Genomic DNA, 25,782 nt, shown 5'->3' with positions numbered 1-25,782 from the left:
TATACGGACTGGCTGGCAAAAATGCCAGCCATCGGCAGGAGGTTAAGACTCTTCCTTACGGTTTCACGTACTCGATAGCATTAACATACCAGCTCGCTTCCCCGGCAGGGGTATTCACCACCGCCAAATCGCCCACCTCTTTTTTCAACAATGCGCGAGCCATCGGGGAATCGATAGAGATGTAATCTTTACGACCAAAAATTTCATCGTAGCCGACAATACGGAAACGGTGAGTCACGCCATCGTCGTTTTCAATCTCCACCCACGCACCAAAAAAGACTTTGCCTTCCTGCTGCGGGGAGTAATCGACGATTTTGAGATTTTCCATGCATTTAGTGAGATAGCGCACGCGACGGTCGATTTCACGCAGGCGCTTTTTATTATACTGATAGTCAGCATTTTCGCTGCGGTCGCCCAGACTTGCGGCCCAGGTCACCTTTTTTGTGACCTCCGGGCGTTCTTCACGCCAGAGATAATTAAGCTCTTGTTTGAGTTTTTCATACCCTTCCCGGGTAACCAGGGGCGTTTTCATCTCGTTGATTCCCTTTGTCTGTTTGATAATGCGCACATTGGGTATAACGTGATCATATCAACAGAATCAATAATGTTTCGCCGAATAAATTGTATACTTAAGCTGCTGTTTAATATGCTTTGTAACAATTTAGGCTGAAATTCATACCAGATTTAGCTGGTGACGAACGTGAGCTTTTTTAAGAATACACGCTTACAAATTGTTGCGAACCTTTGGGAGTACAAACAATGCAAGAGAACTACAAGATTCTGGTGGTCGATGACGATATGCGCCTGCGCGCGCTGCTGGAACGTTATCTCACCGAACAAGGCTTCCAGGTTCGAAGCGTCGCTAATGCAGAACAGATGGATCGCCTGCTGACTCGTGAATCTTTCCATCTTATGGTACTGGATTTGATGTTACCTGGTGAAGATGGCTTGTCGATTTGCCGACGTCTTCGTAGCCAGAGCAACCCGATGCCGATCATTATGGTGACGGCGAAAGGGGAAGAAGTGGACCGTATCGTTGGCCTGGAGATTGGCGCTGACGACTACATTCCAAAACCGTTTAACCCGCGTGAATTGCTGGCCCGCATTCGTGCGGTGCTGCGTCGTCAGGCCAACGAACTGCCGGGCGCGCCGTCACAGGAAGAGGCGGTAATTGCTTTCGGTAAGTTCAAACTTAACCTCGGTACGCGTGAAATGTTCCGCGAAGATGAGCCGATGCCGCTCACCAGCGGTGAGTTTGCGGTACTGAAGGCATTGGTCAGCCATCCGCGTGAGCCGCTCTCCCGCGATAAGCTTATGAACCTTGCCCGTGGCCGTGAATACTCCGCAATGGAACGCTCCATCGACGTGCAGATTTCGCGTCTACGCCGCATGGTGGAAGAAGATCCGGCGCATCCGCGTTACATTCAGACCGTCTGGGGTCTGGGCTACGTCTTTGTACCGGACGGTTCTAAAGCATGAGGCGATTGCGCTTCTCGCCACGAAGTTCATTTGCCCGTACGTTATTGCTCATCGTCACCTTGCTGTTCGTCAGCCTGGTGACGACTTATCTGGTGGTGCTGAACTTCGCGATTTTGCCGAGCCTCCAGCAGTTTAATAAAGTCCTCGCGTACGAAGTGCGTATGTTGATGACCGACAAACTGCAACTGGAGGACGGTACGCAGTTGGTTGTGCCTCCCGCTTTCCGTCGGGAGATCTACCGTGAGCTGGGGATCTCTCTCTACTCCAACGAAGCTGCTGAAGAGGCAGGTCTGCGTTGGGCACAACACTATGAATTCTTAAGCCATCAGATGGCGCAGCAACTGGGCGGCCCGACGGAAGTACGCGTTGAGGTCAACAAAAGTTCGCCTGTCGTCTGGCTGAAAACCTGGCTGTCGCCCAATATCTGGGTGCGCGTGCCGCTGACCGAAATTCATCAGGGCGATTTTTCTCCGCTGTTCCGCTATACGTTGGCGATTATGCTATTGGCGATAGGCGGGGCGTGGTTGTTTATTCGTATCCAGAACCGACCGTTGGTCGATCTCGAACACGCAGCCTTGCAGGTTGGTAAAGGAATTATTCCGCCGCCGCTGCGTGAATATGGCGCGTCCGAGGTGCGTTCGGTTACCCGCGCCTTTAACCATATGGCGGCTGGTGTTAAGCAACTGGCGGATGACCGCACGCTGCTGATGGCGGGGGTAAGTCATGATCTGCGCACGCCGCTGACGCGCATTCGCCTGGCAACCGAGATGATGAGCGAGCAGGATGGCTACCTGGCAGAATCGATCAATAAAGATATCGAAGAGTGCAACGCCATCATTGAGCAGTTTATCGACTACCTGCGCACCGGGCAGGAGATGCCGATGGAAATGGCGGATCTCAACGCAGTGCTCGGTGAGGTGATTGCCGCCGAAAGTGGCTATGAGCGGGAAATTGAAACCGCGCTTTACCCCGGCAGCATTGAGGTGAAAATGCACCCGCTGTCGATCAAACGTGCGGTGGCGAATATGGTGGTCAACGCCGCCCGTTACGGCAATGGCTGGATCAAAGTCAGCAGCGGAACGGAGCCGAATCGCGCCTGGTTCCAGGTGGAAGATGACGGTCCGGGAATTGCGCCGGAACAACGTAAGCACCTGTTCCAGCCGTTTGTTCGCGGCGACAGTGCGCGCACCATTAGCGGCACGGGATTAGGGCTGGCGATTGTGCAGCGTATCGTGGATAACCATAACGGGATGCTGGAGCTTGGCACCAGCGAACGGGGCGGGCTTTCCATTCGCGCCTGGCTGCCTGTGCCGGTAACGCGGGCGCAGGGCACGACAAAAGAAGGGTAAATAAACGGGAGGCGAAGGTGCCTCCCGTTTTGCTTTCTATAAGATACTGGATAGATATTCTCCAGCTTCAAATCATTACAGCTTCGGACCAGCCGCTACCAGCGCGGCACCCGCAGGGGTGTCGGTGTATTTATCGAAGTTGTCGATAAACAGTTTCGCCAGGGTTTCAGCTTTTTCCTGCCACTGTTCCGGAGAAGCGTAGGTATTACGCGGATCGAGGATCTTCGTGTCAACACCCGGCAGCTCGGTCGGAATCGCCAGGTTAAACATCGGCAGAGTGAAGGTTTCTGCGTTATCCAGCGAACCGTTGAGGATGGCGTCGATAATGGCGCGGGTATCTTTAATCGAGATACGTTTGCCAGTGCCGTTCCAGCCGGTGTTAACCAGATACGCCTGCGCACCTGCCGCCTGCATACGTTTCACCAGCACTTCTGCGTACTGAGTCGGGTGCAGCGACAGGAATGCCGCGCCGAAGCAAGCGGAGAAGGTGGGCGTCGGTTCGGTGATGCCACGCTCAGTACCGGCCAGTTTGGCGGTGAAGCCAGAGAGGAAGTGATACTGGGTTTGATCGGCAGTCAGACGAGAAACCGGCGGCAGCACACCAAAAGCGTCTGCGGTCAGGAAGATAACTTTAGTTGCGTGGCCCGCTTTGGACACCGGCTTAACGATGTTTTCGATGTGATAGATCGGATAAGAAACGCGAGTGTTCTCGGTTTTTGAACCATCATCAAAGTCGATAGTGCCATCTTCACGCACGGTGACGTTTTCCAGCAGCGCATCACGACGGATAGCGTTGTAGATTTCAGGTTCCGCTTCTTTCGACAGCTTGATAGTTTTTGCGTAGCAGCCGCCTTCGAAGTTAAATACGCCGTCATCGTCCCAGCCGTGCTCGTCATCGCCAATCAGGCGACGTTTCGGGTCGGTGGAAAGGGTGGTTTTACCGGTGCCGGAAAGGCCGAAGAACACCGCAACATCGCCTTTCTCGCCAACGTTGGCGGAGCAGTGCATAGAAGCGATACCTTTCAGCGGTAGCAGGTAGTTCATCATTGAGAACATCCCTTTCTTCATTTCGCCGCCGTACCAGGTGCCGCCAATCAGCTGCATGCGCTCGGTCAGGTTAAACGCCACGAAGTTTTCGGAATTCAGACCCTGTTCTTTCCACTGCGGGTTAGTGCACTTCGCGCCGTTCATAACGATAAAGTCTGGTTTGAAACCTGCCAGCTCTTCATCGCTCGGGCGAATAAACATGTTTTTGACGAAATGCGCCTGCCAGGCCACTTCGGTGATGAAACGGACGGAAAGACGAGTATCCGGGTTCGCACCACAGAAGGCGTCGACAACGAACAGACGTTTGCCGGAAAGCTGTTTGGTCACCAGGCCCTTCAGATGCTGCCAGGTTTCCGGAGAGAGAGGTTTGTTATCGTTCTTACCTTTGCCTTTGTCTGCCCACCAGAAAGTATCGCGAGTGGTATCGTCACGGACGATATACTTATCTTTTGGTGAACGACCGGTGAAGATCCCGGTATCGACGGCAACGGCACCCAGATTAGTTAACACCCCGCGCTCATAACCTGTCAGGCTCGGATCGAGCTCTTCCTGATACAGCAGGTCGTAGCTTGGGTTGTAAACGATATCATGTACGTCACTGATACCATAAGCCTCGAGTTCTTGCGGGGTCAAACCATTGTTAACGCGCATTTCACTGCTCCTTAGCCAATATGTATTGCCTGAATAGTAAAGTCTTTTTGGGGGTGTTAACCGCGACAAGGCTCATAGATTTACGTATCTGGAGAAATTCATATTTGACAAAAAACTCCGTGATTCCTGTCACGAAACGGTTGCTATTATCGCAGAAATAGCATTTTAGGTGTGGAAAATGTTCTCAAAAGGTTAAATCTTGGTTTATGTGGCGGGAATATTGTGAGTGGAATCGCATTCCTGAATGAAATTGATGCAAATTCAATCGGTAAAGTATCGATTCACCACGCTAACTTTTTTTGATTATTTTCTGAAAAAAGCAAAATACTACGGCCCGGATGCGATAATTAACCCACTTTTTGATTCTGGATAACTAACGTGGATAACGTTGAACTTTCACCCGCAACACGCTGGGGGATGATTGCTACCGGATTACTTCAGGGTCTGGTTTGCTACCTACTGATCGCCTGGCTTGCCGGAAAAAATCTCAGTTGGATTGTTTATGGCGTGCCTGCGACCGTCGCATTTTCATCCGTTTTACTCTTCTCCGTGATCTCCTTTAAACAGAAGCGCCTTTGGGGATGGCTGGCGCTGGTGTTTATTGCCACGCTAGGGATGAGCGGTTGGCTAAAGTGGCAAATTGATGGCATGAACCCCTGGAGAGCAGAAAAGGCGCTTTGGGATTTTGGCTGCTATCTGCTGCTGATGGCAATGTTGTTGCTACCGTGGATACAACAAAGCCTTCGCATCCGCAATGACAGTAGCCGCTATGGCTATTTTTACCAGTCAGTATGGCATAACGTACTTATATTACTGGTGATTTTTCTCGCCAATGGCCTGACGTGGCTGGTGCTTTTACTGTGGGGCGAGTTGTTTAAACTTGTTGGCATCACGTTTTTCAAAACGCTCTTTTTTGCAACCGACTGGTTTATTTATCTCACGTTAGGTCTGGTTACCGCGCTGGCGGTGATCCTCGCGCGAACACAGTCACGTTTAATCGACTCTATTCAAAAGTTGTTAACGTTAATCGCCACGGGGTTGCTGCCGTTAGTATCATTGCTAACCCTGATGTTTATCATCACCCTGCCGTTTACGGGCCTGAGCGCGATTTCTCGCCACATCTCCGCCGCCGGGCTGCTGTTGACGCTGGCCTTTTTGCAATTGATCTTAATGGCTATTGTCCGCGATCCGCAAAAATCGTCACTTCCCTGGACGGGGCCGTTGCGTTGCCTGATTAAAACCGCTCTGCTGGTTGCTCCGCTGTATGTGTTCGTCGCCGCCTGGGCGTTATGGCTGCGGGTCGCTCAGTACGGCTGGACTGTCGACCGCTTGCAGGGTGCGCTGGCGGTGCTGGTGTTACTGGTATGGTCGCTGGGGTATTTTGTCAGTATCGTCTGGCGTAAAGGGCAAAACCCCCTTGTTCTTCAGGGCAAAGTGAACCTTGCGGTTTCGTTATTGGTGTTGGTAATACTGGTGCTTCTTAATTCTCCGGTGCTGGACAGTATGCGCATTAGCGTGAACAGTCATATGGCGCGTTATCAGAGCGGCAAAAACACGCCAGACCAGGTAAGTCTCTATATGCTCGAACAGAGCGGTCGCTATGGACGTGCGGCGCTTGAGTCGCTGAAAAGCGATGCCGGGTTTATGAAAGACCCGAAACGCGCGCGGGATCTGTTAATGGCGTTAGATGGAGAGCAACATCTTCAGCAACAGATATCGGAAAAAGTATTAGCCGAAAATGTGTTAATTGCCCCTGGTTCTGGTAAACCGGATGCGACATTCTGGTCGGCCTTAATCCAGGATCGCTATAACGTGATGACCTGTATTGAAAAAGACGCCTGCGTACTGGTCGAGCAAGATCTGAATAGTGATGGCAGGGCAGAGCGGATCCTCTTTGCCTTTGATGATGAAAGATACATTGTCTATGGCTTTGATCCTGACAAGAAAGAATGGCAAGAGCTTACGATGAGTTTACTTCCGCGTGATATAACGAAAGAAAAATTACTCACAGCTGCGAAGGATGGAAAACTGGGAACGAAGCCTAAAGCGTGGCGCGATCTTGTAGTGGATGGTGAAAGGCTGGATGTGAATCTGAATGAGTGACAAAGCGCATCAGGTGTATTAGTCGTAAAATCCGGCAGAGCCCTCTCTGCCGGACATACTCATTAATGAACTTGCGGATCTGCCGGAGACGCGTTGTTGCGGATTTCAGCAATATCCATCGCATTGAACAGATAGTGGTTACCGCAGTAATCGCAATGCATGTCAATTTCGCCATCTTCCGTCAGGATGCTATCGACTTCTTCATCCGGCAGCGTTTTTAGCGCGTCGGCGCAACGTTCACGCGAGCAGGTGCATTTGAACTCCACATCCTGCGGATCGTAAACCGTCACCTCTTCTTCGTGATACAAACGCCACAACACTTCGTTTGCCGGTAAGGTCAACAGTTCTTCGGTTTTGATGGTTTCGGTTAGCGTCGCCAGGTGGTCAAAGTCGTCCTGCTGGGCATTTTGCGCAGGCATTACCTGCAACAACATACCGCCTGCAGCCGGTTTGCCGTCTACGTCGCCGGTGCGAATAAAAAGGCGCGTCGGCAGCTGTTCAGAACGCATAAAGTAATCTTCCAGGCAGGCCGCCAGAGTATCACCTTCCAGACCCACCACGCCCTGATAGCGTTCACCTTCGCTCGGGGTGATGGTGATCACCACGTAACCATTGCCGACCAGCGTTTTCAGGTCGGCATTTTCTGGAATTTCTCCCTGCACGCGCGCTACACCGCGCATCTGCTGGTTGTTGTTACCGTTAATAACCGCCAGATTCATCGGACCGTCGCCTTGCAGCTGTACGGTGATATCACCATCAAACTTCAGCGTAGCGGTTAACAGGCTGGTCGCAACCAGCAGTTCTGCCAGCACGTTTTTAACGGGCTGCGGATAATCGTGATTCTCAAGGATCTGTTGCAGGGTTTCCGAAACGGTTACCAGTTCGCCGCGCACGGCAAAGTTTTCAAACAGATAGCGATGTAATTGGTCATGTTGCGGCATAATCATCTCTCTTGCAGGTGACAGTTATTCACTGTCGCCGTGTTTAAATCGTAACAGGTCGCGGCGCTCTTTTTTGTCCGGGCGTCGGTCCGGGTGCGGCATGGTTAAGGCATTAAGTTTACGTGCCAGCGCCATTTTTTCGCGTTTCTCTACACTTTCCGCAGTCTCTTCATACAGCAAGGCTGCCTCGCTGGCGGGGCGACGCTGTTCAGTAATCGCCTTTACAATCACCGTGCGTTCGTCATTTCCCTGGCGCAGAGTGAGCGTGGCATTCAGCTCGACGATTTTGCTCGGCTTGCTGCGCTGCCCGTTGTAATGCACCTTACCGCCTTCAATCATTTCACGGGCCAGCGCGCGGGTTTTATAAAAACGGGCAGCCCATAGCCATTTATCCAGTCGAACCTCAACAGCAGGTTTTTCTTTCATGGCGTCTCCTTCACATTAGCGAGGGGATCAGGCGGCGGTAGTCATTCAGTGACGGATGGCGTTGATACTGTTTCTCGGCAATCCCGGAGTCAGGATTAGTCACGCCGAGGCAGTAACGAATACCAAATTGCGCGGCAGCATCGAGAATCGCTTCGCTGTCATCAATAAACAGCGTTCTTTCAGCTTTCAGTCCCGTAGCTTCGGCCACCGCATGCCATAACCGCTGATCCTCTTTCGGATAACCAAATGTGTGGGTGGAAAGTAATAAATCAAGGTGTGCGTCCAGACCGGTATGCTCAAGTTTTACCGCCAGGTTGTGCGGATGAGCATTGGTGAGCAAAATTCGCTGCTTACCGCTGGCTTTCAGTGCCTCAAGAAACGGAATGGTATCTTCACGCAGTACGGCGCGCGGTCCCATCTCGGTGGTCATCGCACAGATATCCAGACCCAGTTGCTCACTCCAGTAATCAAGACAGTACCAGTTTAGCGTATGCTGTACGTCGTGATATTGCTGGCGCATATATTCCCTCGCTTCCTGTGGCGTAACCCCGTTTTTCGCGCCCCATGTTTCAGGCACCAGCTTTTGCCAGAAATAGTTATCGAAGGCGAGGTCGAGCAACGTGCCGTCCATATCCAGCAGAACGGTATCTACGTCCTGCCAGGCAATGTTGATATGCATGAGGGAAATCTCCAGAGTGAAGCAATTTGCGCGACAGGGTAGCATAACCTGCCGCGCAAACGTGTTATTCGATAAGGCTTTCTGAAGGGGTGATCAGTTGTGGGTTCAGGCAGCTTTCATAATAGGCCTGAATCTTCATCATGCGAGTACGATGACGCTGGTAACGACGCCAGGCCTGTACGCCATTATAAATGGCGCTACCCAGCATCGTCAGTAGCAGCAGCGTGGTGCTGAGATAGCGCCACAGGCCGGAACGATCCGGGATCGGATGAAGGCCAATATGCTGCGTACCATTGGCGTCAGTGAAGATTTTTGTGACGATACCTTCGGCGTTAAACGGCGTATGCATCAGCATTTGTGCCAGTTTCTGGAAAGCGTTCCACTGTTCTTGCGGCGGATAGTCGTAAAGTGATGCCGAAGGCCAGGGCTGATCAACAAAATCGCTGCCTTCGTCGCTGACAATCAGGAACCCGCCGGGGGCCGGACTGTTTAGTGATTGTGCCGCTCGCGCCGTTTCATGCGTGATAAACGGCGCGGTAGAGGTGGCCACCAGGTTATCCAGCGATTCCGCACTCACCGGGCGTAATAACACATTCACGCCATCGAGTTTCCCGGCGTTGGCGCGTTTTACCAGCGCGTCCCAGTCTTTACTGTTACCGAGATTGACCAGCGCATTTTTCAGTCGCACACAGTCATCTTTGGCAGAACACAGATCCGCTGTCTTCAGTACTATGTCGCCAAAATCATCAAGCAATACCATGCCGGATTTTTGAATTGCTGAACGTAATGAGGCGCTGACGCGAGATTCATCTTCCGGTTTAGGGTGCAGCTGGCGATTAACTGCTTCGGTCAATGCCGTCGCTTTGTTGACCAATTCAGATTCTGGTAATGGCAATGAGCGGGCGTCATTCCAGATGATCTGCGAGCAGTCAAACGGTAAAAAAGGTGAGTTGGTTTTCGCGCTCCAGGTACCGGAAGTGCGAATATTACACATTCCCGTACCGCTAATACGCAATGTATCGCCAACCCGCACGCCAGCGTCAGCCAGTTGTTTCACGCTGGTGGCTTCAATGGTCTGCGCGCCTTTCATCCACGAGAGGGTGAATTTCAGCGGCATATCCAGCGGGATCCAGAATAACAGCATAAACAGCACCAGTAGCGAGCCCGCAGCGATAATCGTACTGCGCAGCCAGTGCTGTAACGGAAAGTTTTTTACTTCATCATGGAGCGAAAGATATCGCCCCTGACGCACTACGTGGCGGTCGAGATAGATATCGATATCGGTTTGTTGACCGAGATCCTGAGCAATGTAGGGCTGCCAGTGTGCGGGGTAGACCAGGTCGATAATACCGAGTGAAATATTGTTGATCTGTTCCTGATCGTTTTCGCCAAACAATCCCCAACGACGGGGTGTACCGCGCAGACAATGAATTTCCCGCAGGGAGGATTTTGCCGGGGGCGCGAATAGCCCCCACAGTCCTGCGCCCAGCAGCAGTAACGCGCCGCCTGCCAGCCACGGAACAAATACATCCGGGGTAATCAGGCAGAAAAAGAACATCAGGAAGGAGGCGACAATCAGCAACGCTTCGCGCAGCCCGCGCGGACGACTTAGCGCATACTCTTCGTGCGTTTCTTTGCGAATATTGAGTAGCTCGATTTGCTCACTCTCTTCCCCGCGAATCGACGCCTGTGTTGACGGAACAGGTTGCAAGGCATAGCCGCGAGTTTCCTGCATGTACTCCTGCAGCGTATGACCGTTGAGTGAAATAACCAGCGGCAGCGAATCGGTATGAATCAGTTCAACGGTATTCTCATCGTTGATGTACTGCTCCCAGAAAGGGGGCAGGTGGACTTCTACCGAATCGAGGTAGTAACGCCATTTATTCGGATCGTCGGTAGAGATGCCGTAACGCGTGATAGCGTGTGTCAGCATCATGACGTTGTTGCTTTCGGCATTCAGCGCCAGAGAGATCGGTGCCGCGCTGGCTCCCGTTGGGCCAGGCACCTGTAATACCTGCGTCAGGCTCTCAAGATAATTTTCAACGGCGCTATGTTCTTCAGGTGTGAGTTTACGCGTTTGCGCATCCGCGAAGGCGTTGGTCCAGGGCAGCTGACGCCGTCTGGATCGCACTTTTATCAGCCATCCCGCAAGTAGTGAGCAGGCCAGCAAAGCAGCTAAAAAAATCACAATGGTGCTCATGCTTTCCCCATCTTACTTAGTCTGTCAGGCGTGGTCAGTCGCACCGGACACAATACATGATTCTGCGGTTGGCTATCGGCAAGCGTGGAGTTTAACTTGAGCATCATTAAGCACATCACAGTAACCGCTGATCATAGCAAACCCTCTGAAGGCGGAATATCAGCAAATTCCTGGAGTTATTTCAACCTATTGACTTTTAATTTGATTTGAGGACGATTATTTATTAAGTTACATAAATGTAAATAACATGCAATTCACATTGCCGAAAGCGTGTCCTATATCGCACAATAACCGCTGATTTCACAGCATAGATCCCACGATGAGCAAATCATTACAAAAACCCACCATTCTGAATGTTGAAACTGTAGCCCGTTCCCGACTGTTTACCGTCGAAAGCGTGGATCTGGAGTTCAGCAATGGCGTGCGGCGTGTTTATGAACGAATGCGTCCAACCAACCGGGAAGCAGTGATGATTGTGCCGATTGTGGACGATCACCTGATCCTGATCCGCGAATACGCAGTGGGAACTGAATCCTACGAATTAGGTTTTTCGAAAGGATTAATTGATCCGGGTGAAAGCGTCTTCGAAGCCGCGAACCGCGAGCTAAAAGAAGAGGTGGGATTTGGTGCGAACGATCTGACTTTTTTGAAGAAGCTCAGTATGGCACCGTCTTACTTTTCCAGCAAAATGAATATCGTGGTAGCGCAAGATCTCTACCCGGAATCGCTGGAAGGCGATGAGCCAGAGCCGCTACCACAGGTGCGCTGGCCGCTGGCGCATATGATGGATTTGCTGGAAGACCCTGACTTCAACGAAGCGCGTAATGTCAGCGCGCTGTTCCTCGTGCGCGAATGGTTGAAGGGGCAGGGGCGAGTGTAAATGCGTGAGGTTTGCCTGATGCACAATGCTTATCAGGCCTGTGCGGCTCCTGCAATATATTGATTTTTCTAGATGTTGCTAGACGGGTAAAGTGTTCACGCCGTATCCGGTATAAACAAAGTGCACTTTGTCAGCAAACTGAAAAAGGCGCTGAAGCGCCTTTTTAATCAGAACAATTCCTGTGCCTCGCCATTATCGATAATGGTCGTTCCCACCTCGTGCACCGCCTGTTGTGTCGGCTGCGTACCTTCGATGAAATACTCTTCGCGGCTGTTGCCACCATTAGCTAACTGCCCGGTGCTGCGATCGATATTCACCGTCACAATACCCGGCGGCGGCGTCAGCGGCTGCTCCGGCACACCTTCAAGAACGGCTTTCATATAAGCGTCCCATGCAGGCTGGGCACTCTTGGCACCGCCTTCGTAACCTGAGATCTGATCTTTAATCGCTCCGGAAGCCGTTGTATGACCGAGATTACGACGGTGATCATCAAAGCCAATCCAGACCGAGGTCACAACGCCCGGACCGTAACCCGAAAACCACGCATCTTTCGAACTGTTAGTGGTACCGGTTTTCCCGCCGATATCGCGACGCTGCAAATCACGACCTGCACGCCAGCCAGTACCCTGCCAGCCTGGCTCACCAAAGATATTGGTGTTCAAAGCACTCTTAATCAGGAATGCCAGCGGAGTGTTGATGACGTGCGGCGCGTACTCCTGTGCGCCAGTCTTCGCCACTAACGCCTGATTTGCCTGCTCCAGCTGCGGCATTGGCACAGAAACATTCTGCTGCTCGCGGGAGATAGCGACATCTTCAACATCGTTATTTTCCAGCACGTTCGATTTCTGCGTATCACCGTAAATCACCGGAATATCGCATTCCGGGCAGGCTACTTTCGGTTTCGCTTCGAAAATCACGCCGCCCTGATCGTTTTCAATTTTGCTGATAAACCACGGGTCCACCAGGAAGCCGCCGTTCGCCATGACCGCGTAGCCGCGCGCCACCTGCATTGGGGTGAAGGACGCTGAACCCAGCGCCAGCGATTCGGTGTGGACAATGTTTTGTGCCGGGAAGCCGAAGCGTTGCAGATATTCTGCAGCGTAGTCGACGCCCATCGCCCGCATTGCGCGTACCATCACCACGTTTTTCGACTGGCCCAGTCCCTGACGTAAGCGAATTGGGCCGGCATACTGCGGTGGTGAGTTCTTCGGCTGCCAGTCAGAACCGGCACCTGCATCCCAGCGGGAAATTGGCACATCGTTCAACATACTTGCCAGCGTCAGACCTTTATCCATCGCCGCGGTGTAGAGGAACGGTTTGATGTTGGAACCTACCTGACGCAGTGCCTGGGTGGCGCGGTTAAACTTGCTCTGATTGAAATCAAAGCCACCGACCAGCGCCATAACGGCACCGTTTTGCGGATTGATCGACACCAATGCCGAGTTCACTTCCGGCACTTGTGCCAGCCACCATGCATCGCCAACCTGACGAACCCAGATTTGCTGACCCGTTTGCAGAACATCGGTCACTTTACGCGGCGTCGGTCCCTGCTGAGTATCCGAACGGTAAGGACGCGCCCAGCGAACGCCTTCCATACTCAATGCGACGGTCGACCCGTCCGCCAGCATCGCCGTCGCTTCCTGAGGATTGGCGCTGGTGACTGCGGCAGGCAGCAGCGGACCATAGGTCGGCAGCGCCTTCAGCGTATCGGTAATTTTGTTGTTGTCCCACGCCGATTCGCCCACTTTCCACAGCACATTTGCCGGGCCGCGATAGCCGTGGCGCATGTCGTAGTCCAGCACGTTATTACGTACTGCCTGCTGTGCGGCCTGCTGTACTTTGCGGGTGATGGTGGTGTAAATGCGATAACCGTCTTCATAGGCACTTTCGCCATAACGGTTATACATCTCCTGGCGCACCATTTCGCTCAGGTACGGCGCAGAGAAAGCAATCTCCGGCGCGTGATAGTTAGCGTTAATCGCCTCAGTGCGTGTCTGATCGAACTGTTGTTGGGTGATATACCCTTCATCCAGCATCCGCGACAGCACGACGTTACGCCGCGCGACGGCACGATCCATTGAGTAGAGCGGGTTGAAGGTGGAAGGCGCTTTCGGCAGCCCGGCTATCACCGCCATTTCGTTCAGCGTCAGTTGGTCGACCGTTTTACCGAAATAGACTTGTGCCGCAGCACCGACACCATAGGCGCGGTAACCGAGGTAAATCTTGTTCAGATAAAGCTCGAGGATCTCGTCTTTCGTCAGCAACTGTTCAATGCGAATCGCGAGGAAGACTTCCTTAATCTTACGCATCAGCGTGCGTTCTGGACTGAGGAAGAAGTTTCTCGCCAGCTGCTGGGTAATGGTACTCGCCCCTTGTGACGCGTGACCGGAGAACAGCGCCACGCTTGCCGCACGGAAGATCCCCACCGGGTCAACGCCGTGATGCTCGTAGAAGCGGCTGTCTTCCGTCGCGATAAAGGCTTTCACCATCTCCGGCGGGATTTGATCCAACGTAACCGGAATACGACGTTTCTCACCGTATTGAGCAATCAGCTCGCCATCGGCGCTGTAAATCTGCATCGGAATTTGCAGGCGAACATCTTTTAATGTCGCCACATCCGGCAGTTGTGGCTCGATGTAGCGGTATAGGCCATAAATCGAGCCTGCTCCCAGCAGAATGCAACAGACTGCAAGGATCAAAAAATACTTTACGAACTTCACTGGAAATTTCCCATTTAGTTTCATTTGGGCAGTTTATAAACAAACGCGCGGTAGTATAAAGGCAAGCCAGACGCATTGATATACCCGTCAGAGTGACGGGTGATAAGGAGATCATCACAATGGCATTTAAGATCTGGCAAATTGGTTTGCATTTACAACAGCAAGAAGCGGTAGCGGTTGCTATCGTGCGGGGCACAAAAGAATGCTTTTTGCAACGCTGGTGGCGGTTGCCGCTGGAGAACGACATAATCAAAGATGGGCGGATTGTCGATGCACAGCGGCTGGCTAAAACGTTGTTACCGTGGAGTCGCGAACTGCCGCAGCGTCATCACATTATGTTGGCATTTCCCGCCAGTCGCACATTACAGCGGTCATTTCCACGCCCGTCGATGTCCCTTGGTGAGCGGGAGCAAACGGCCTGGCTGTCCGGGACGATGGCCCGCGAGCTGGATATGGATCCGGACTCCCTGCGCTTCGATTACAGCGAAGACTCACTCAGTCCCGCCTATAACGTGACTGCCGCGCAAAGCAAAGAGCTGGCAACGCTGCTTACTCTGGCAGAAAGGTTGCGTGTTCATGTTAGCGCGATCACCCCGGATGCCAGTGCATTACAGCGATTCCTGCCTTTTTTACCTTCTCATCAGCAATGTCTGGCCTGGCGTGATAACGAACAGTGGCTGTGGGCGACGCGCTATAGCTGGGGGCGCAAACTGGCGGTGGGGATAACTAGCGCGAAGGAGCTGGCGGCAGCGTTATCCGTTGATCCCGAAAGCGTCGCGATATGTGGCGAAGGCGGATTTGACCCCTGGGAGGCGGTTTCTGTTCGTCAGCCGCCGCTACCGCCGCCAGGTGGAGACTTTGCCATCGCGCTGGGGCTGGCGCTTGGGAAGGTGTACTGATGAACCCGCCAATTAATTTTTTGCCCTGGCGACAGCAACGCCGGACCGCTTTTCTTCGTTTCTGGTTGCTGATGTTCGTTGCGCCTCTGCTGCTGGCTGTCGGGATAACGCTAATACTGCGTCTGACAAGCAACGCCGAAGCACGCGTAGACACCGTTTTGCTTCAGGCGGAACAACAACTCGCCCGCAGCTTACAGATAACGAAACCACGTTTGCTGGAACGCCAGCAGTTACGCGAACAGCGTTTGCAAAGGCAGCTCCAGCGACAATTTACCCGTGACTGGCAATCTGCGCTGGAAGCACTGGCGGCGCTTTTACCCGAACATGCCTGGCTGACAACGATAAGCTGGCAGCAGGGAACGCTGGAGATCAAGGGGCTGACAACAAGCATTACCGCGTTAAACGCGCTGGAAACGTCACTCCGCCAGGATGCATCTTTTCATCTCAATCAGCGGGGGGCCACGCAGCAGGATGCGCAGGGACGCTGGCAATTTGAGTATCAGTTAACAAGGAAGGTTAGCGATGGACATGCTCTTTGACTGGTGGTTCGCCACATCACCCCGCCTCCGCCAGCTTTGCTGGGCATTCTGGTTGCTGATGTTAGTTACGCTCATTTTTCTGTCATCGACACACCAGGAAGAGAGCGACGCATTAATTCGACTACGGGCGAGTCATCACCAGCAGTGGGCCGCACTGTATCGCCTGGTAGACACCACTCCCTTCAGCGAAGAAAAAACGCTGCCCTTTTCGCCACTGGATTTTCAGTTATCCGGCGCGCAACTGGTTTCCTGGCATCCATCCGCGCAGGGAGGTGAGTTGGCGTTGAAAACGCTGTGGGAAGCAGTGCCGTCGGCATTTACACGGCTGGCAGAGCGCAACGTCAGCGTGAGCCGTTTTTCGTTAAGCGTGGAAGGTGATGACCTTTTGTTCACGCTACAACTGGAGACACCGGATGAGGGTTAAACGCTGGTTGTTGGCAGGTATTGCATTGTGCCTTTTAACCGGTATGCGTGACCCTTTTAAACCGCCGGAAGATCTATGCCGGATTAGCGAGCTTAGCCAGTGGCGCTATCAGGGGATAGTAGGGCGAGGCGAGCGCATCATCGGTGTAATAAAAGACGGGCAAAAGAAATGGCGACGGGTGCAGCAAAACGATGTGCTGGAAAACGGCTGGACAATTTTACAGCTGACGCCAGACGCACTAACGCTGGGAACCGGAACAAACTGCGAACCGCCACACTGGTTGTGGCAACGGCAAGGAGATACAAATGAAGCAATGGATAGCCGCACTACTGTTGATGCTGATACCCGGCGTACAGGCGGCAAAGCCGCAAAAAGTGACACTGATGGTGGATGACGTTCCGGTAGCTCAGGTGTTGCAGGCGCTGGCTGAACAGGAGAAGTTGAACCTGGTGGTGTCGCCAGACGTCAGAGGTACGGTGTCGTTACATCTAACAGATGTTCCCTGGAAGCAAGCACTACAAACTGTAGTGAAAAGCGCCGGACTGATAACGCGGCAGGAAGGCAATATTCTCTCGGTGCATTCCGTTGCCTGGCAGAATGACAATATCGCCCGCCAGGAGGCGGAGCAGGCGCGGGCGCAGGCAAATCTGCCGCTGGAAAATCGCAATATTACTCTGCAATACGCCGACGCCGGAGAGCTGGCGAAAGCGGGGGAGAAGCTACTGAGTGCCAAAGGGAGTATGACCGTCGATAAACGCACCAATCGCCTTTTGCTGCGAGATAACAAAGCGGCGTTAAGCGCGCTTGAACAGTGGGTAGCGCAAATGGATCTGCCGGTCGGGCAGGTTGAGCTGTCGGCGCATATTGTCACCATTAATGAAAAAAGTTTGCGTGAGTTAGGCGTGAAATGGACGTTGGCTGATGCGCAACAAGCTGGTGGCGTTGGGCAAGTCACCACGCTTGGCAGCGACCTCTCCGTAGCGACGGCGACAACGCATGTCGGTTTTAACATTGGACGCATCAACGGACGTTTACTGGATCTTGAGCTTTCCGCGCTCGAACAAAAACAGCAGCTGGATATTATCGCCAGTCCGCGTCTGCTGGCCTCACATCTTCAGCCTGCCAGCATTAAACAGGGGAGCGAAATTCCATATCAGGTTTCCAGCGGGGAAAGTGGCGCGACGTCGGTGGAATTTAAAGAGGCCGTCCTGGGGATGGAAGTTACGCCCACGGTGTTACAAAAAGGTCGCATCCGGCTGAAATTACACATCAGCCAGAACGTTCCGGGGCAGGTGCTACAGCAGGCCGATGGCGAAGTGCTGGCGATTGATAAGCAGGAGATCGAAACGCAGGTCGAGGTCAAAAGCGGAGAAACGTTGGCGCTGGGTGGCATTTTTACCCGTAAAAATAAATCGGGTCAGGATAGCGTACCGTTGCTTGGCGACATTCCCTGGTTCGGGCAATTATTTCGTCATGACGGAAAAGAAGATGAACGACGCGAGTTAGTGGTGTTTATCACGCCACGACTGGTTTCCAGTGAGTAAACAGCCGTAAAAGCGGTAATGTTTTTGCGCTGAACGTGTTTCATCTATTTGACGCGCGCAGGTATTTAGCATACAAGGAGTACCGATTTGAGAGTTGGTGCTCTTCGCTGCCTGCGTTCCATGATGATGATTTATCATTCAGGCGGCATTTTGCTGTCTTTTTTACGCTAATCTTACCCGGTGATTTATCGCCAGAGCGGTGGTAGCAAGGCAGCGCGCTTGCAGCGACCAGATATGCAGAGGGATGGGTGATTTATTCAGTTGCCAAACCCGCTGGAGTATTGAGATAATTTTCAGTCTGACTCTCGCAATATCTTATGAGGTTTCAGTTCATGTCCTGCGGCGCTCTCTGAGCGAAGCGGGTTTATCATTAACGAATAGTCTTAGTAGTACCGAAAAAATGGCAGAGAAACGCAATATCTTTCTGGTTGGGCCTATGGGTGCCGGAAAAAGCACTATTGGGCGCCAGTTAGCTCAACAACTCAATATGGAATTCTACGATTCCGATCAAGAGATTGAGAAACGAACCGGAGCTGATGTGGGCTGGGTTTTCGATTTAGAAGGCGAAGAAGGCTTCCGCGATCGCGAAGAAAAGGTCATCAATGAGTTGACCGAGAAACAGGGTATTGTGCTGGCTACTGGCGGCGGCTCTGTGAAATCCCGCGAAACGCGTAACCGTCTTTCCGCACGTGGCGTTGTCGTTTATCTTGAAACGACCATCGAAAAGCAACTTGCACGCACGCAGCGTGATAAAAAACGCCCGTTGCTGCACGTTGAAACACCGCCGCGTGAAGTTCTGGAAGCGTTGGCCAATGAACGCAATCCGCTGTATGAAGAGATTGCCGACGTGACCATTCGTACTGATGATCAAAGCGCTAAAGTGGTCGCAAACCAGATTATTCACATGCTGGAAAGCAACTAATTCTGGCTTTATATACACTCGTCTGCGGGTACAGTAATTAAGGTGGATGTCGCGTTATGGAGAGGATTGTCGTTACTCTCGGGGAACGTAGTTACCCAATTACCATCGCATCTGGTTTGTTTAATGAACCAGCTTCATTCTTACCGCTGAAATCGGGCGAGCAGGTCATGTTGGTCACCAACGAAACCCTGGCTCCTCTGTATCTCGATAAGGTCCGCGGCGTACTTGAACAGGCGGGTGTTAACGTCGATAGCGTTATCCTCCCTGACGGCGAGCAGTATAAAAGCCTGGCTGTACTCGATACCGTCTTTACGGCGTTGTTACAAAAGCCGCATGGTCGCGATACTACGCTGGTGGCGCTTGGCGGCGGCGTAGTGGGCGATCTGACCGGCTTTGCGGCGGCGAGTTATCAGCGCGGTGTACGTTTCATTCAAGTCCCGACGACGTTGCTGTCGCAGGTCGATTCCTCCGTTGGCGGCAAAACTGCGGTCAACCATCCCCTCGGTAAAAACATGATTGGCGCGTTCTACCAGCCTGCTTCAGTGGTGGTGGATCTCGACTGTCTGAAAACGCTTCCCCCGCGTGAGTTAGCGTCGGGGCTGGCAGAAGTCATCAAATACGGCATTATTCTTGACGGTGCGTTTTTCAACTGGCTGGAAGAGAATCTGGATGCGTTGTTGCGTCTGGACGGTCCGGCAATGGCGTACTGTATTCGCCGTTGTTGTGAACTGAAGGCAGAAGTTGTCGCCGCCGACGAGCGCGAAACCGGGTTACGTGCTTTACTGAATCTGGGACATACCTTTGGTCATGCCATTGAAGCTGAAATGGGGTATGGCAATTGGTTACACGGTGAAGCGGTCGCTGCGGGTATGGTGATGGCGGCGCGGACGTCGGAACGTCTCGGGCAGTTTAGTTCTGCCGAAACGCAGCGTATTATAACCCTGCTCACGCGGGCTGGGTTACCGGTCAATGGGCCGCGCGAAATGTCTGCGCAGGCGTATTTACCGCACATGCTGCGTGACAAGAAAGTCCTTGCGGGAGAGATGCGCTTAATTCTTCCGTTGGCAATTGGTAAGAGTGAAGTTCGCAGCGGCGTTTCGCACGAGCTTGTTCTTAACGCCATTGCCGATTGTCAATCAGCGTAACAACAAGAAAGGTCAGGCCGCTTATCAAGCGGTCTATTAGCTTCAGGTTAATTGCAACGTGGTAAGCATTAACCTTTTAGTGGGGTGTTAAATGGATGAATTCAAACCAGAAGACGAGCTGAAACCCGATCCCAGCGATCGTCGTACTGGTCGTTCTCGTCAATCTTCTGAACGTTCTGAGCGTACTGAACGTGGCGAACCGCAGATCAATTTTGATGATATTGAACTTGATGACACTGACGATCGCCGTCCGACTCGTGCGCAAAAAGAGCGCAATGAGGAACCGGAACTCGAAGAAGAAATTGACGAATCCGAAGATGAAACCGTGGATGAAGAGCGCGTAGAGCGTCGTCCGCGTAAGCGCAAAAAAGCAGCCAGTAAACCCGCTTCTCGTCAGTATATGATGATGGGCGTCGGCATTCTGGTTCTCCTGCTGTTGATTATCGGTATCGGTTCTGCGCTAAAAGCCCCCTCGACCTCTTCCAGCGATCAAACTGCGTCTGGCGAGAAGAGTATTGATCTTGCTGGCAATGCGACCGATCAGGCGAATGGCGTGCAGCCAGCGCCGGGAACCACGTCTGCGGAAAATACTCAGCAGGATGTATCTCTGCCGCCGATCTCTTCTACGCCGACTCAAGGGCAAACCCCGGCGGCAACGGATGGTCAACAACGTGTTGAAGTGCAGGGTGACCTGAACAATGCGCTGACCCAGCCACAAAATCAGCAACAGTTGAACAATGTGGCGGTCAATTCCACGTTGCCGACTGAACCCGCGACGGTCGCGCCTGTTCGCAATGGCAATGCATCGCGTGACACGGCGAAAACGCAAACCGCTGAACGTCCGGCCACTACGCGTCCAGCTCGCCAGCAGGCGGTGATTGAACCGAAAAAACCGCAAGCAACCGTAAAAACGGAGCCGAAGCCGGTAGCACAGACGCCGAAGCGTACTGAACCAGCTGCTCCTGTGGCAAGCACGAAGGCACCGGCTGCGACCTCTACGCCAGCACCAAAAGAGACCGCAACTACGGCTCCAGTACAGACGGCATCCCCGGCGCAAACCACGGCAACACCAGCCGCTGGAGGGAAGACCGCAGGTAATGTTGGTTCGTTGAAATCGGCACCGTCCAGCCATTACACTCTGCAGCTGAGCAGTTCCTCTAACTACGACAACCTGAACGGTTGGGCGAAGAAAGAGAATCTGAAAAACTACGTTGTCTATGAAACGACGCGTAATGGTCAGCCGTGGTATGTCCTGGTTTCTGGCGTGTACGCTTCGAAAGAAGAGGCGAAAAAAGCGGTATCTACATTGCCAGCAGATGTTCAGGCCAAAAACCCGTGGGCGAAACCGCTGCGTCAGGTACAGGCCGATCTGAAGTAATCAAGGTTATCTCCCGCAATGGTTTATCGTTGCGGGAGTTGCCTGAAGCGCTGGATGCTGTCGGAGCTTTCTCCACAGCCGGAGAAGGTGTAATTAGTTAGTCAGCATGAAGAAAAATCGCGCTTTTTTGAAGTGGGCAGGGGGCAAGTATCCCCTGCTTGATGATATTAAACGGCATTTGCCCAAGGGCGAATGTCTGGTTGAGCCTTTTGTAGGTGCCGGGTCGGTGTTTCTCAACACCGACTTTTCTCGTTATATCCTTGCCGATATCAATAGCGACCTGATCAGTCTCTATAACATTGTGAAGATGCGTACTGATGAGTACGTACAGGCCGCACGCGAGCTGTTTATTCCCGAAACAAATTGCGCCGAGGTTTACTATCAGTTCCGCGAAGAGTTCAACAAAAGCCAGGATCCGTTCCGTCGGGCGGTACTGTTTTTATATTTGAACCGCTACGGTTACAACGGCCTGTGTCGTTACAATCTGCGCGGTGAGTTTAACGTGCCGTTTGGCCGCTACAAAAAACCCTATTTCCCGGAAGCAGAGTTGTATCACTTCGCTGAAAAAGCGCAGAATGCCTTTTTCTACTGTGAGTCTTACGCCGATAGCATGGCGCGCGCAGATGATGCATCCGTCGTCTATTGCGATCCGCCTTATGCGCCGCTGTCTGCGACCGCCAACTTTACGGCGTATCACACAAACAGTTTTACGCTTGAACAACAAGCGCATCTGGCGGAGATCGCCGAAGGTCTGGTTGATCGCCATATTCCAGTGCTGATCTCCAATCACGATACGATGTTAACGCGTGAGTGGTATCAGCGCGCAAAATTGCATGTCGTCAAAGTTCGACGCAGTATAAGCAGCAACGGCGGCACACGTAAAAAGGTGGACGAACTGCTGGCTTTGTACAAACCAGGAGTCGTTTCACCCGCGAAAAAATAATTCTCAAGGAGAAGCGGATGAAACAGTATTTGATTGCCCCCTCAATTCTGTCGGCTGATTTTGCCCGCCTGGGTGAAGATACCGCAAAAGCCCTGGCAGCTGGCGCTGATGTCGTGCATTTTGACGTCATGGATAACCACTATGTTCCCAATCTGACTATTGGGCCAATGGTGCTGAAATCCTTGCGTAACTACGGCATTACCGCCCCTATCGACGTACACCTGATGGTGAAACCCGTCGATCGCATTGTGCCTGATTTCGCTGCCGCTGGTGCCAGCATCATTACCTTTCATCCAGAAGCCTCCGAGCATGTTGATCGCACGCTGCAACTGATTAAAGAAAATGGCTGTAAAGCGGGTCTGGTATTTAATCCGGCGACACCGCTGAGCTATCTGGATTACGTGATGGATAAGTTGGATGTGATCCTGCTGATGTCCGTCAACCCAGGTTTCGGCGGTCAGTCTTTCATTCCGCAAACACTGGATAAACTGCGCGAAGTACGTCGTCGTATCGACGAGTCTGGCTTTGACATTCGACTGGAAGTTGACGGTGGCGTGAAGGTGAACAACATTGGCGAAATCGCTGCGGCGGGTGCGGATATGTTCGTTGCCGGTTCGGCAATCTTCGACCAGCCAGACTACAAAAAAGTCATTGATGAAATGCGCAGTGAACTGGCAAAGGTAAGTCATGAATAAGTTTGAAGATATTCGCGGCGTCGCTTTTGATCTCGATGGTACGCTGGTGGACAGTGCTCCTGGTCTTGCTGCTGCGGTAGATATGGCGCTGTATGCGCTGGAGTTGCCTGTTGCAGGTGAAGAACGCGTTATTACCTGGATTGGTAACGGCGCAGATGTTCTGATGGAGCGCGCATTGACCTGGGCGCGTCAGGAACGTGCGACTCTGCGTAAAACAATGGGTAAACCGCCCGTTGATGACGACATTCCGGCAGAAGAACAAGTACGTATTCTGCGTAAACTGTTCGATCGCTACTATGGCGAGGTTGCCGAAGAGGGGACGTTTTTGTTCCCGCACGTTGCCGATACGCTGGGCGCATTGCAGGCTAAAGGCCTGCCGTTGGGCCTGGTCACCAACAAACCGACGCCGTTCGTCGCGCCGCTGCTGGAAGCCTTAGATATCGCTAAATACTTCAGCGTGGTGATTGGTGGTGATGATGTGCAAAACAAAAAACCGCATCCGGACCCGCTGTTACTGGTGGCTGAGCGGATGGGAATTGCCCCACAACAGATGCTGTTTGTTGGCGACTCACGCAATGATATTCAGGCAGCAAAAGCGGCAGGTTGCCCATCAGTTGGCTTAACCTACGGATATAACTACGGCGAGGCTATCGATCTCAGCCAGCCTGATGTAATTTATCAGTCTATAAATGACCTTCTGCCCGCATTAGGGCTTCCGCATAGCGAAAATCAGGAATCGAAAAATGACTAAGCCCATCGTTTTTAGTGGCGCACAGCCCTCAGGTGAATTGACCATTGGTAACTACATGGGTGCGCTGCGTCAGTGGGTAAACATGCAGGATGACTACCATTGCATTTACTGTATCGTTGACCAACACGCGATCACCGTGCGCCAGGATGCACAGAAGCTGCGTAAAGCGACGCTGGATACGCTGGCCTTGTATCTGGCTTGTGGTATCGATCCTGAGAAAAGCACCATTTTTGTTCAGTCCCACGTACCAGAACATGCGCAGTTAGGCTGGGCACTGAACTGCTATACCTACTTCGGCGAACTGAGCCGCATGACGCAGTTTAAAGATAAATCTGCGCGTTATGCCGAGAACATCAACGCTGGTCTGTTTGACTATCCGGTGCTGATGGCTGCGGACATCCTGCTGTATCAAACTAATCTGGTACCGGTGGGTGAAGACCAGAAACAGCACCTCGAACTGAGCCGCGATATTGCCCAGCGTTTCAACGCGCTGTATGGCGAGATCTTTAAGGTGCCGGAGCCGTTTATTCCGAAATCTGGCGCGCGCGTAATGTCGCTGCTGGAGCCGACCAAGAAGATGTCCAAGTCTGACGATAATCGCAATAACGTTATCGGCCTGCTGGAAGATCCGAAATCGGTAGTGAAGAAAATCAAACGCGCGGTCACTGACTCCGACGAGCCGCCGGTAGTTCGCTACGATGTGCAGAATAAAGCGGGCGTTTCCAACCTGCTGGATATCCTTTCTGCGGTAACGGGCCAGAGCATCCCGGAACTGGAAAAACAGTTCGAAGGCAAGATGTATGGTCATCTGAAAGGCGAAGTGGCTGATGCCGTTTCCGGTATGCTGACTGAATTGCAGGAACGCTATCACCGTTTCCGCAATGACGAAGCCTTCCTGCAACAGGTGATGAAAGATGGCGCGGAAAAAGCCAGCGCACACGCTTCCCGTACGCTAAAAGCGGTGTACGAAGCGATTGGTTTTGTGGCGAAGCCGTAATTTAACATTAATGCCAAAAACCGGGGAAACCCGGTTTTTTTATCCTCATTTGCAATAATCCGAAAAAATGTGAAGCGTCTCGCCGTTTCCACATCTCGCAGTTGCCACTTATCTTCATTTTTATGAAGATATAAATATTCACTTTATTGAAAATTTACTATGCGTCGAACGTTTATCAAAAAAGAAGGCGTCGTCATCACGACACTGGCCCGTTATTTGTTGGGTGAAAAGTGCGGTAATCGACTGAAAACCATAGATGAACTGGCAACTGAATGCCGTTCATCCGTTGGCCTGACGCAGGCCGCGTTGAAAACGCTGGAATCAAGCGGAGCGATACGGATAGAACGCCGTGGGCGTAATGGCAGTTATCTGGTGGAAATGGATAACAAAGCATTGCTGAGTCATGTGGATATCAACAATGTGGTGTGCGCGATGCCCTTGCCCTATACCCGTTTGTACGAAGGCCTGGCGAGCGGATTGAAAGCTCAGTTTGATGGTATTCCTTTTTACTATGCGCATATGCGCGGCGCGGATATTCGCGTGGAGTGTTTACTTAACGGCGTGTATGACATGGCGGTTGTTTCCCGACTGGCGGCGGAAAGTTATCTCACGCAAAAAGGCTTATGCCTCGCGCTGGAGTTGGGGCCGCACACCTACGTTGGCGAGCACCAGTTGATTTGCCGTAAAGGCGAGTCCGCAAACGTGAAGCGCGTAGGGCTGGATAACCGTTCGGCGGATCAGAAAATCATGACCGATGTCTTTTTTGGCGATAGTGATGTGGAACGTGTCGATCTCTCTTATCACGAGAGTTTACAACGCATTGTTAAAGGCGATGTCGATGCGGTGATCTGGAACGTGGTGGCGGAAAACGAACTGACCATGCTGGGATTAGAGGCGACGCCGCTCACAGACGATCCGCGATTTTTACAGGCCACCGAAGCCGTGGTTTTGACGCGAGTCGATGATTACCCGATGCAACAATTGCTGCGTGCAGTTGTTGATAAACAGGCCCTGCTTGCCCATCAACAACGAGTGGTCAGTGGGGAACAGGAACCCAGTTATTAAACGAA

Annotated in this window: 24 protein-coding genes; 17 read left to right on the top strand and 7 right to left on the bottom strand. The window is 52.4% G+C overall.

Going from position 1 to position 25,782, the window contains the following annotated elements:
- Window positions 1-55: 55 nt before the first annotated feature.
- Entirely contained in the window at window positions 56-532 is a 477-nt protein-coding gene (gene greB, locus G434_RS11460; protein ID WP_000856744.1) for a transcription elongation factor GreB, read from the bottom strand.
- Between the two features lie 227 nt (window positions 533-759).
- On the opposite strand from greB, the gene ompR reads away from it, so the two are divergent.
- Together ompR and envZ are read left to right on the top strand one after the other, a co-directional pair.
- Window positions 760-1,479, top strand: coding sequence for an osmolarity response regulator transcription factor OmpR (ompR, locus tag G434_RS11465; protein WP_001157751.1), 720 nt, complete (start codon window positions 760-762; stop codon window positions 1,477-1,479).
- Window positions 1,476-2,828: a two-component system sensor histidine kinase EnvZ gene (gene envZ, locus G434_RS11470; protein WP_001253709.1), complete on the top strand. Its 1,353-nt coding sequence runs from the start codon at window positions 1,476-1,478 to the stop codon at window positions 2,826-2,828. Before ompR ends, envZ begins: the two co-directional genes overlap by 4 nt.
- 75 nt (window positions 2,829-2,903) lie before the next feature.
- Here the strand turns inward: envZ and pckA are convergent, their stop codons facing one another.
- Window positions 2,904-4,526, bottom strand: coding sequence for a phosphoenolpyruvate carboxykinase (ATP) (pckA, locus tag G434_RS11475; protein ID WP_001309803.1), 1,623 nt, complete (start codon window positions 4,524-4,526; stop codon window positions 2,904-2,906).
- A 378-nt stretch (window positions 4,527-4,904) separates the two neighbouring features.
- On the opposite strand from pckA, the gene G434_RS11480 reads away from it, so the two are divergent.
- Complete coding sequence (locus tag G434_RS11480; RefSeq protein ID WP_000370851.1) at window positions 4,905-6,629, top strand: DUF4153 domain-containing protein; 1,725 nt, start codon at window positions 4,905-4,907, stop codon at window positions 6,627-6,629.
- A gap of 62 nt (window positions 6,630-6,691) precedes the next feature.
- Here the strand turns inward: G434_RS11480 and hslO are convergent, their stop codons facing one another.
- The 4 genes from hslO to igaA form a co-directional block, all read right to left on the bottom strand.
- Window positions 6,692-7,570, bottom strand: a complete 879-nt coding sequence (gene hslO / locus G434_RS11485) for an Hsp33 family molecular chaperone HslO (protein ID WP_001135575.1) — start codon at window positions 7,568-7,570, stop codon at window positions 6,692-6,694.
- Window positions 7,571-7,594: 24 nt separating this feature from the next.
- Window positions 7,595-7,996: a ribosome-associated heat shock protein Hsp15 gene (gene hslR, locus G434_RS11490; RefSeq protein ID WP_000660483.1), complete on the bottom strand. Its 402-nt coding sequence runs from the start codon at window positions 7,994-7,996 to the stop codon at window positions 7,595-7,597.
- 10 nt (window positions 7,997-8,006) lie between these two features.
- Window positions 8,007-8,675: a GMP/IMP nucleotidase gene (gene yrfG, locus G434_RS11495; RefSeq protein WP_001309802.1), complete on the bottom strand. Its 669-nt coding sequence runs from the start codon at window positions 8,673-8,675 to the stop codon at window positions 8,007-8,009.
- A 64-nt stretch (window positions 8,676-8,739) separates the two neighbouring features.
- A complete protein-coding gene (igaA, locus tag G434_RS11500; protein WP_000104509.1) occupies window positions 8,740-10,875 on the bottom strand; it encodes an intracellular growth attenuator protein IgaA in 2,136 nt (711 codons plus the stop codon).
- A gap of 319 nt (window positions 10,876-11,194) precedes the next feature.
- On the opposite strand from igaA, the gene nudE reads away from it, so the two are divergent.
- A complete protein-coding gene (gene nudE / locus G434_RS11505) occupies window positions 11,195-11,755 on the top strand; it encodes an ADP compounds hydrolase NudE (RefSeq protein ID WP_000045739.1) in 561 nt (186 codons plus the stop codon).
- 167 nt (window positions 11,756-11,922) lie between these two features.
- Here nudE and mrcA read toward each other — a convergent pair whose 3' ends face one another.
- Window positions 11,923-14,475: a peptidoglycan glycosyltransferase/peptidoglycan DD-transpeptidase MrcA gene (gene mrcA, locus G434_RS11510; RefSeq protein ID WP_001301905.1), complete on the bottom strand. Its 2,553-nt coding sequence runs from the start codon at window positions 14,473-14,475 to the stop codon at window positions 11,923-11,925.
- 119 nt (window positions 14,476-14,594) lie between these two features.
- Here mrcA and hofM point away from each other — a divergent pair, with 119 nt between their 5' ends.
- The 13 genes from hofM (at window position 14,595) to yhfZ (ending at window position 25,777) form a co-directional block, all read left to right on the top strand.
- Entirely contained in the window at window positions 14,595-15,374 is a 780-nt protein-coding gene (gene hofM, locus G434_RS11515; protein ID WP_001377090.1) for a DNA utilization protein HofM, read from the top strand.
- Entirely contained in the window at window positions 15,374-15,913 is a 540-nt protein-coding gene (gene hofN, locus G434_RS11520) for a DNA utilization protein HofN (protein WP_001069323.1), read from the top strand. The genes hofM and hofN overlap by 1 nt, the downstream gene beginning before the upstream one ends.
- Complete coding sequence (gene hofO, locus G434_RS11525) at window positions 15,897-16,337, top strand: DNA utilization protein HofO (protein ID WP_000367364.1); 441 nt, start codon at window positions 15,897-15,899, stop codon at window positions 16,335-16,337. The genes hofN and hofO overlap by 17 nt, the downstream gene beginning before the upstream one ends.
- The gene (gene hofP / locus G434_RS11530; protein ID WP_001322941.1) at window positions 16,327-16,731 is read left to right on the top strand and encodes a DNA utilization protein HofP; all 405 of its coding nucleotides are present in this window, start codon (window positions 16,327-16,329) and stop codon (window positions 16,729-16,731) included. Before hofO ends, hofP begins: the two co-directional genes overlap by 11 nt.
- Window positions 16,643-17,881: a DNA uptake porin HofQ gene (gene hofQ / locus G434_RS11535; protein ID WP_000815963.1), complete on the top strand. Its 1,239-nt coding sequence runs from the start codon at window positions 16,643-16,645 to the stop codon at window positions 17,879-17,881. Before hofP ends, hofQ begins: the two co-directional genes overlap by 89 nt.
- A gap of 400 nt (window positions 17,882-18,281) precedes the next feature.
- On the top strand, window positions 18,282-18,803 hold the full coding sequence (aroK, locus tag G434_RS11540) for a shikimate kinase AroK (protein ID WP_000818618.1): 522 nt from the start codon (window positions 18,282-18,284) through the stop codon (window positions 18,801-18,803).
- A 56-nt stretch (window positions 18,804-18,859) separates the two neighbouring features.
- Complete coding sequence (gene aroB / locus G434_RS11545) at window positions 18,860-19,948, top strand: 3-dehydroquinate synthase (protein WP_000439850.1); 1,089 nt, start codon at window positions 18,860-18,862, stop codon at window positions 19,946-19,948.
- 91 nt (window positions 19,949-20,039) lie between these two features.
- Window positions 20,040-21,326 (top strand): cell division protein DamX, encoded by a 1,287-nt coding sequence (damX, locus tag G434_RS11550; protein WP_000343222.1) that lies wholly within the window; start codon window positions 20,040-20,042, stop codon window positions 21,324-21,326.
- Window positions 21,327-21,432: 106 nt separating this feature from the next.
- Window positions 21,433-22,269, top strand: a complete 837-nt coding sequence (dam, locus tag G434_RS11555) for an adenine-specific DNA-methyltransferase (protein ID WP_000742137.1) — start codon at window positions 21,433-21,435, stop codon at window positions 22,267-22,269.
- 17 nt (window positions 22,270-22,286) lie between these two features.
- Window positions 22,287-22,964, top strand: coding sequence for a ribulose-phosphate 3-epimerase (gene rpe, locus G434_RS11560; RefSeq protein WP_000816280.1), 678 nt, complete (start codon window positions 22,287-22,289; stop codon window positions 22,962-22,964).
- Window positions 22,957-23,715, top strand: coding sequence for a phosphoglycolate phosphatase (gph, locus tag G434_RS11565; RefSeq protein ID WP_001031720.1), 759 nt, complete (start codon window positions 22,957-22,959; stop codon window positions 23,713-23,715). Before rpe ends, gph begins: the two co-directional genes overlap by 8 nt.
- The gene (gene trpS / locus G434_RS11570; RefSeq protein WP_000165552.1) at window positions 23,708-24,712 is read left to right on the top strand and encodes a tryptophan--tRNA ligase; all 1,005 of its coding nucleotides are present in this window, start codon (window positions 23,708-23,710) and stop codon (window positions 24,710-24,712) included. The genes gph and trpS overlap by 8 nt, the downstream gene beginning before the upstream one ends.
- A 159-nt stretch (window positions 24,713-24,871) precedes the next feature.
- Entirely contained in the window at window positions 24,872-25,777 is a 906-nt protein-coding gene (gene yhfZ / locus G434_RS11575; protein ID WP_001254817.1) for a GntR family transcriptional regulator YhfZ, read from the top strand.
- Window positions 25,778-25,782: the final 5 nt, after the last annotated feature.

The organism is Escherichia sp. KTE172, assembly GCF_000408845.1.
Lineage (GTDB): Bacteria > Pseudomonadota > Gammaproteobacteria > Enterobacterales > Enterobacteriaceae > Escherichia > Escherichia coli.
Note: the sequence above shows the minus strand (reverse complement) of the source record. Positions and strands in the feature narration are given on the sequence as shown.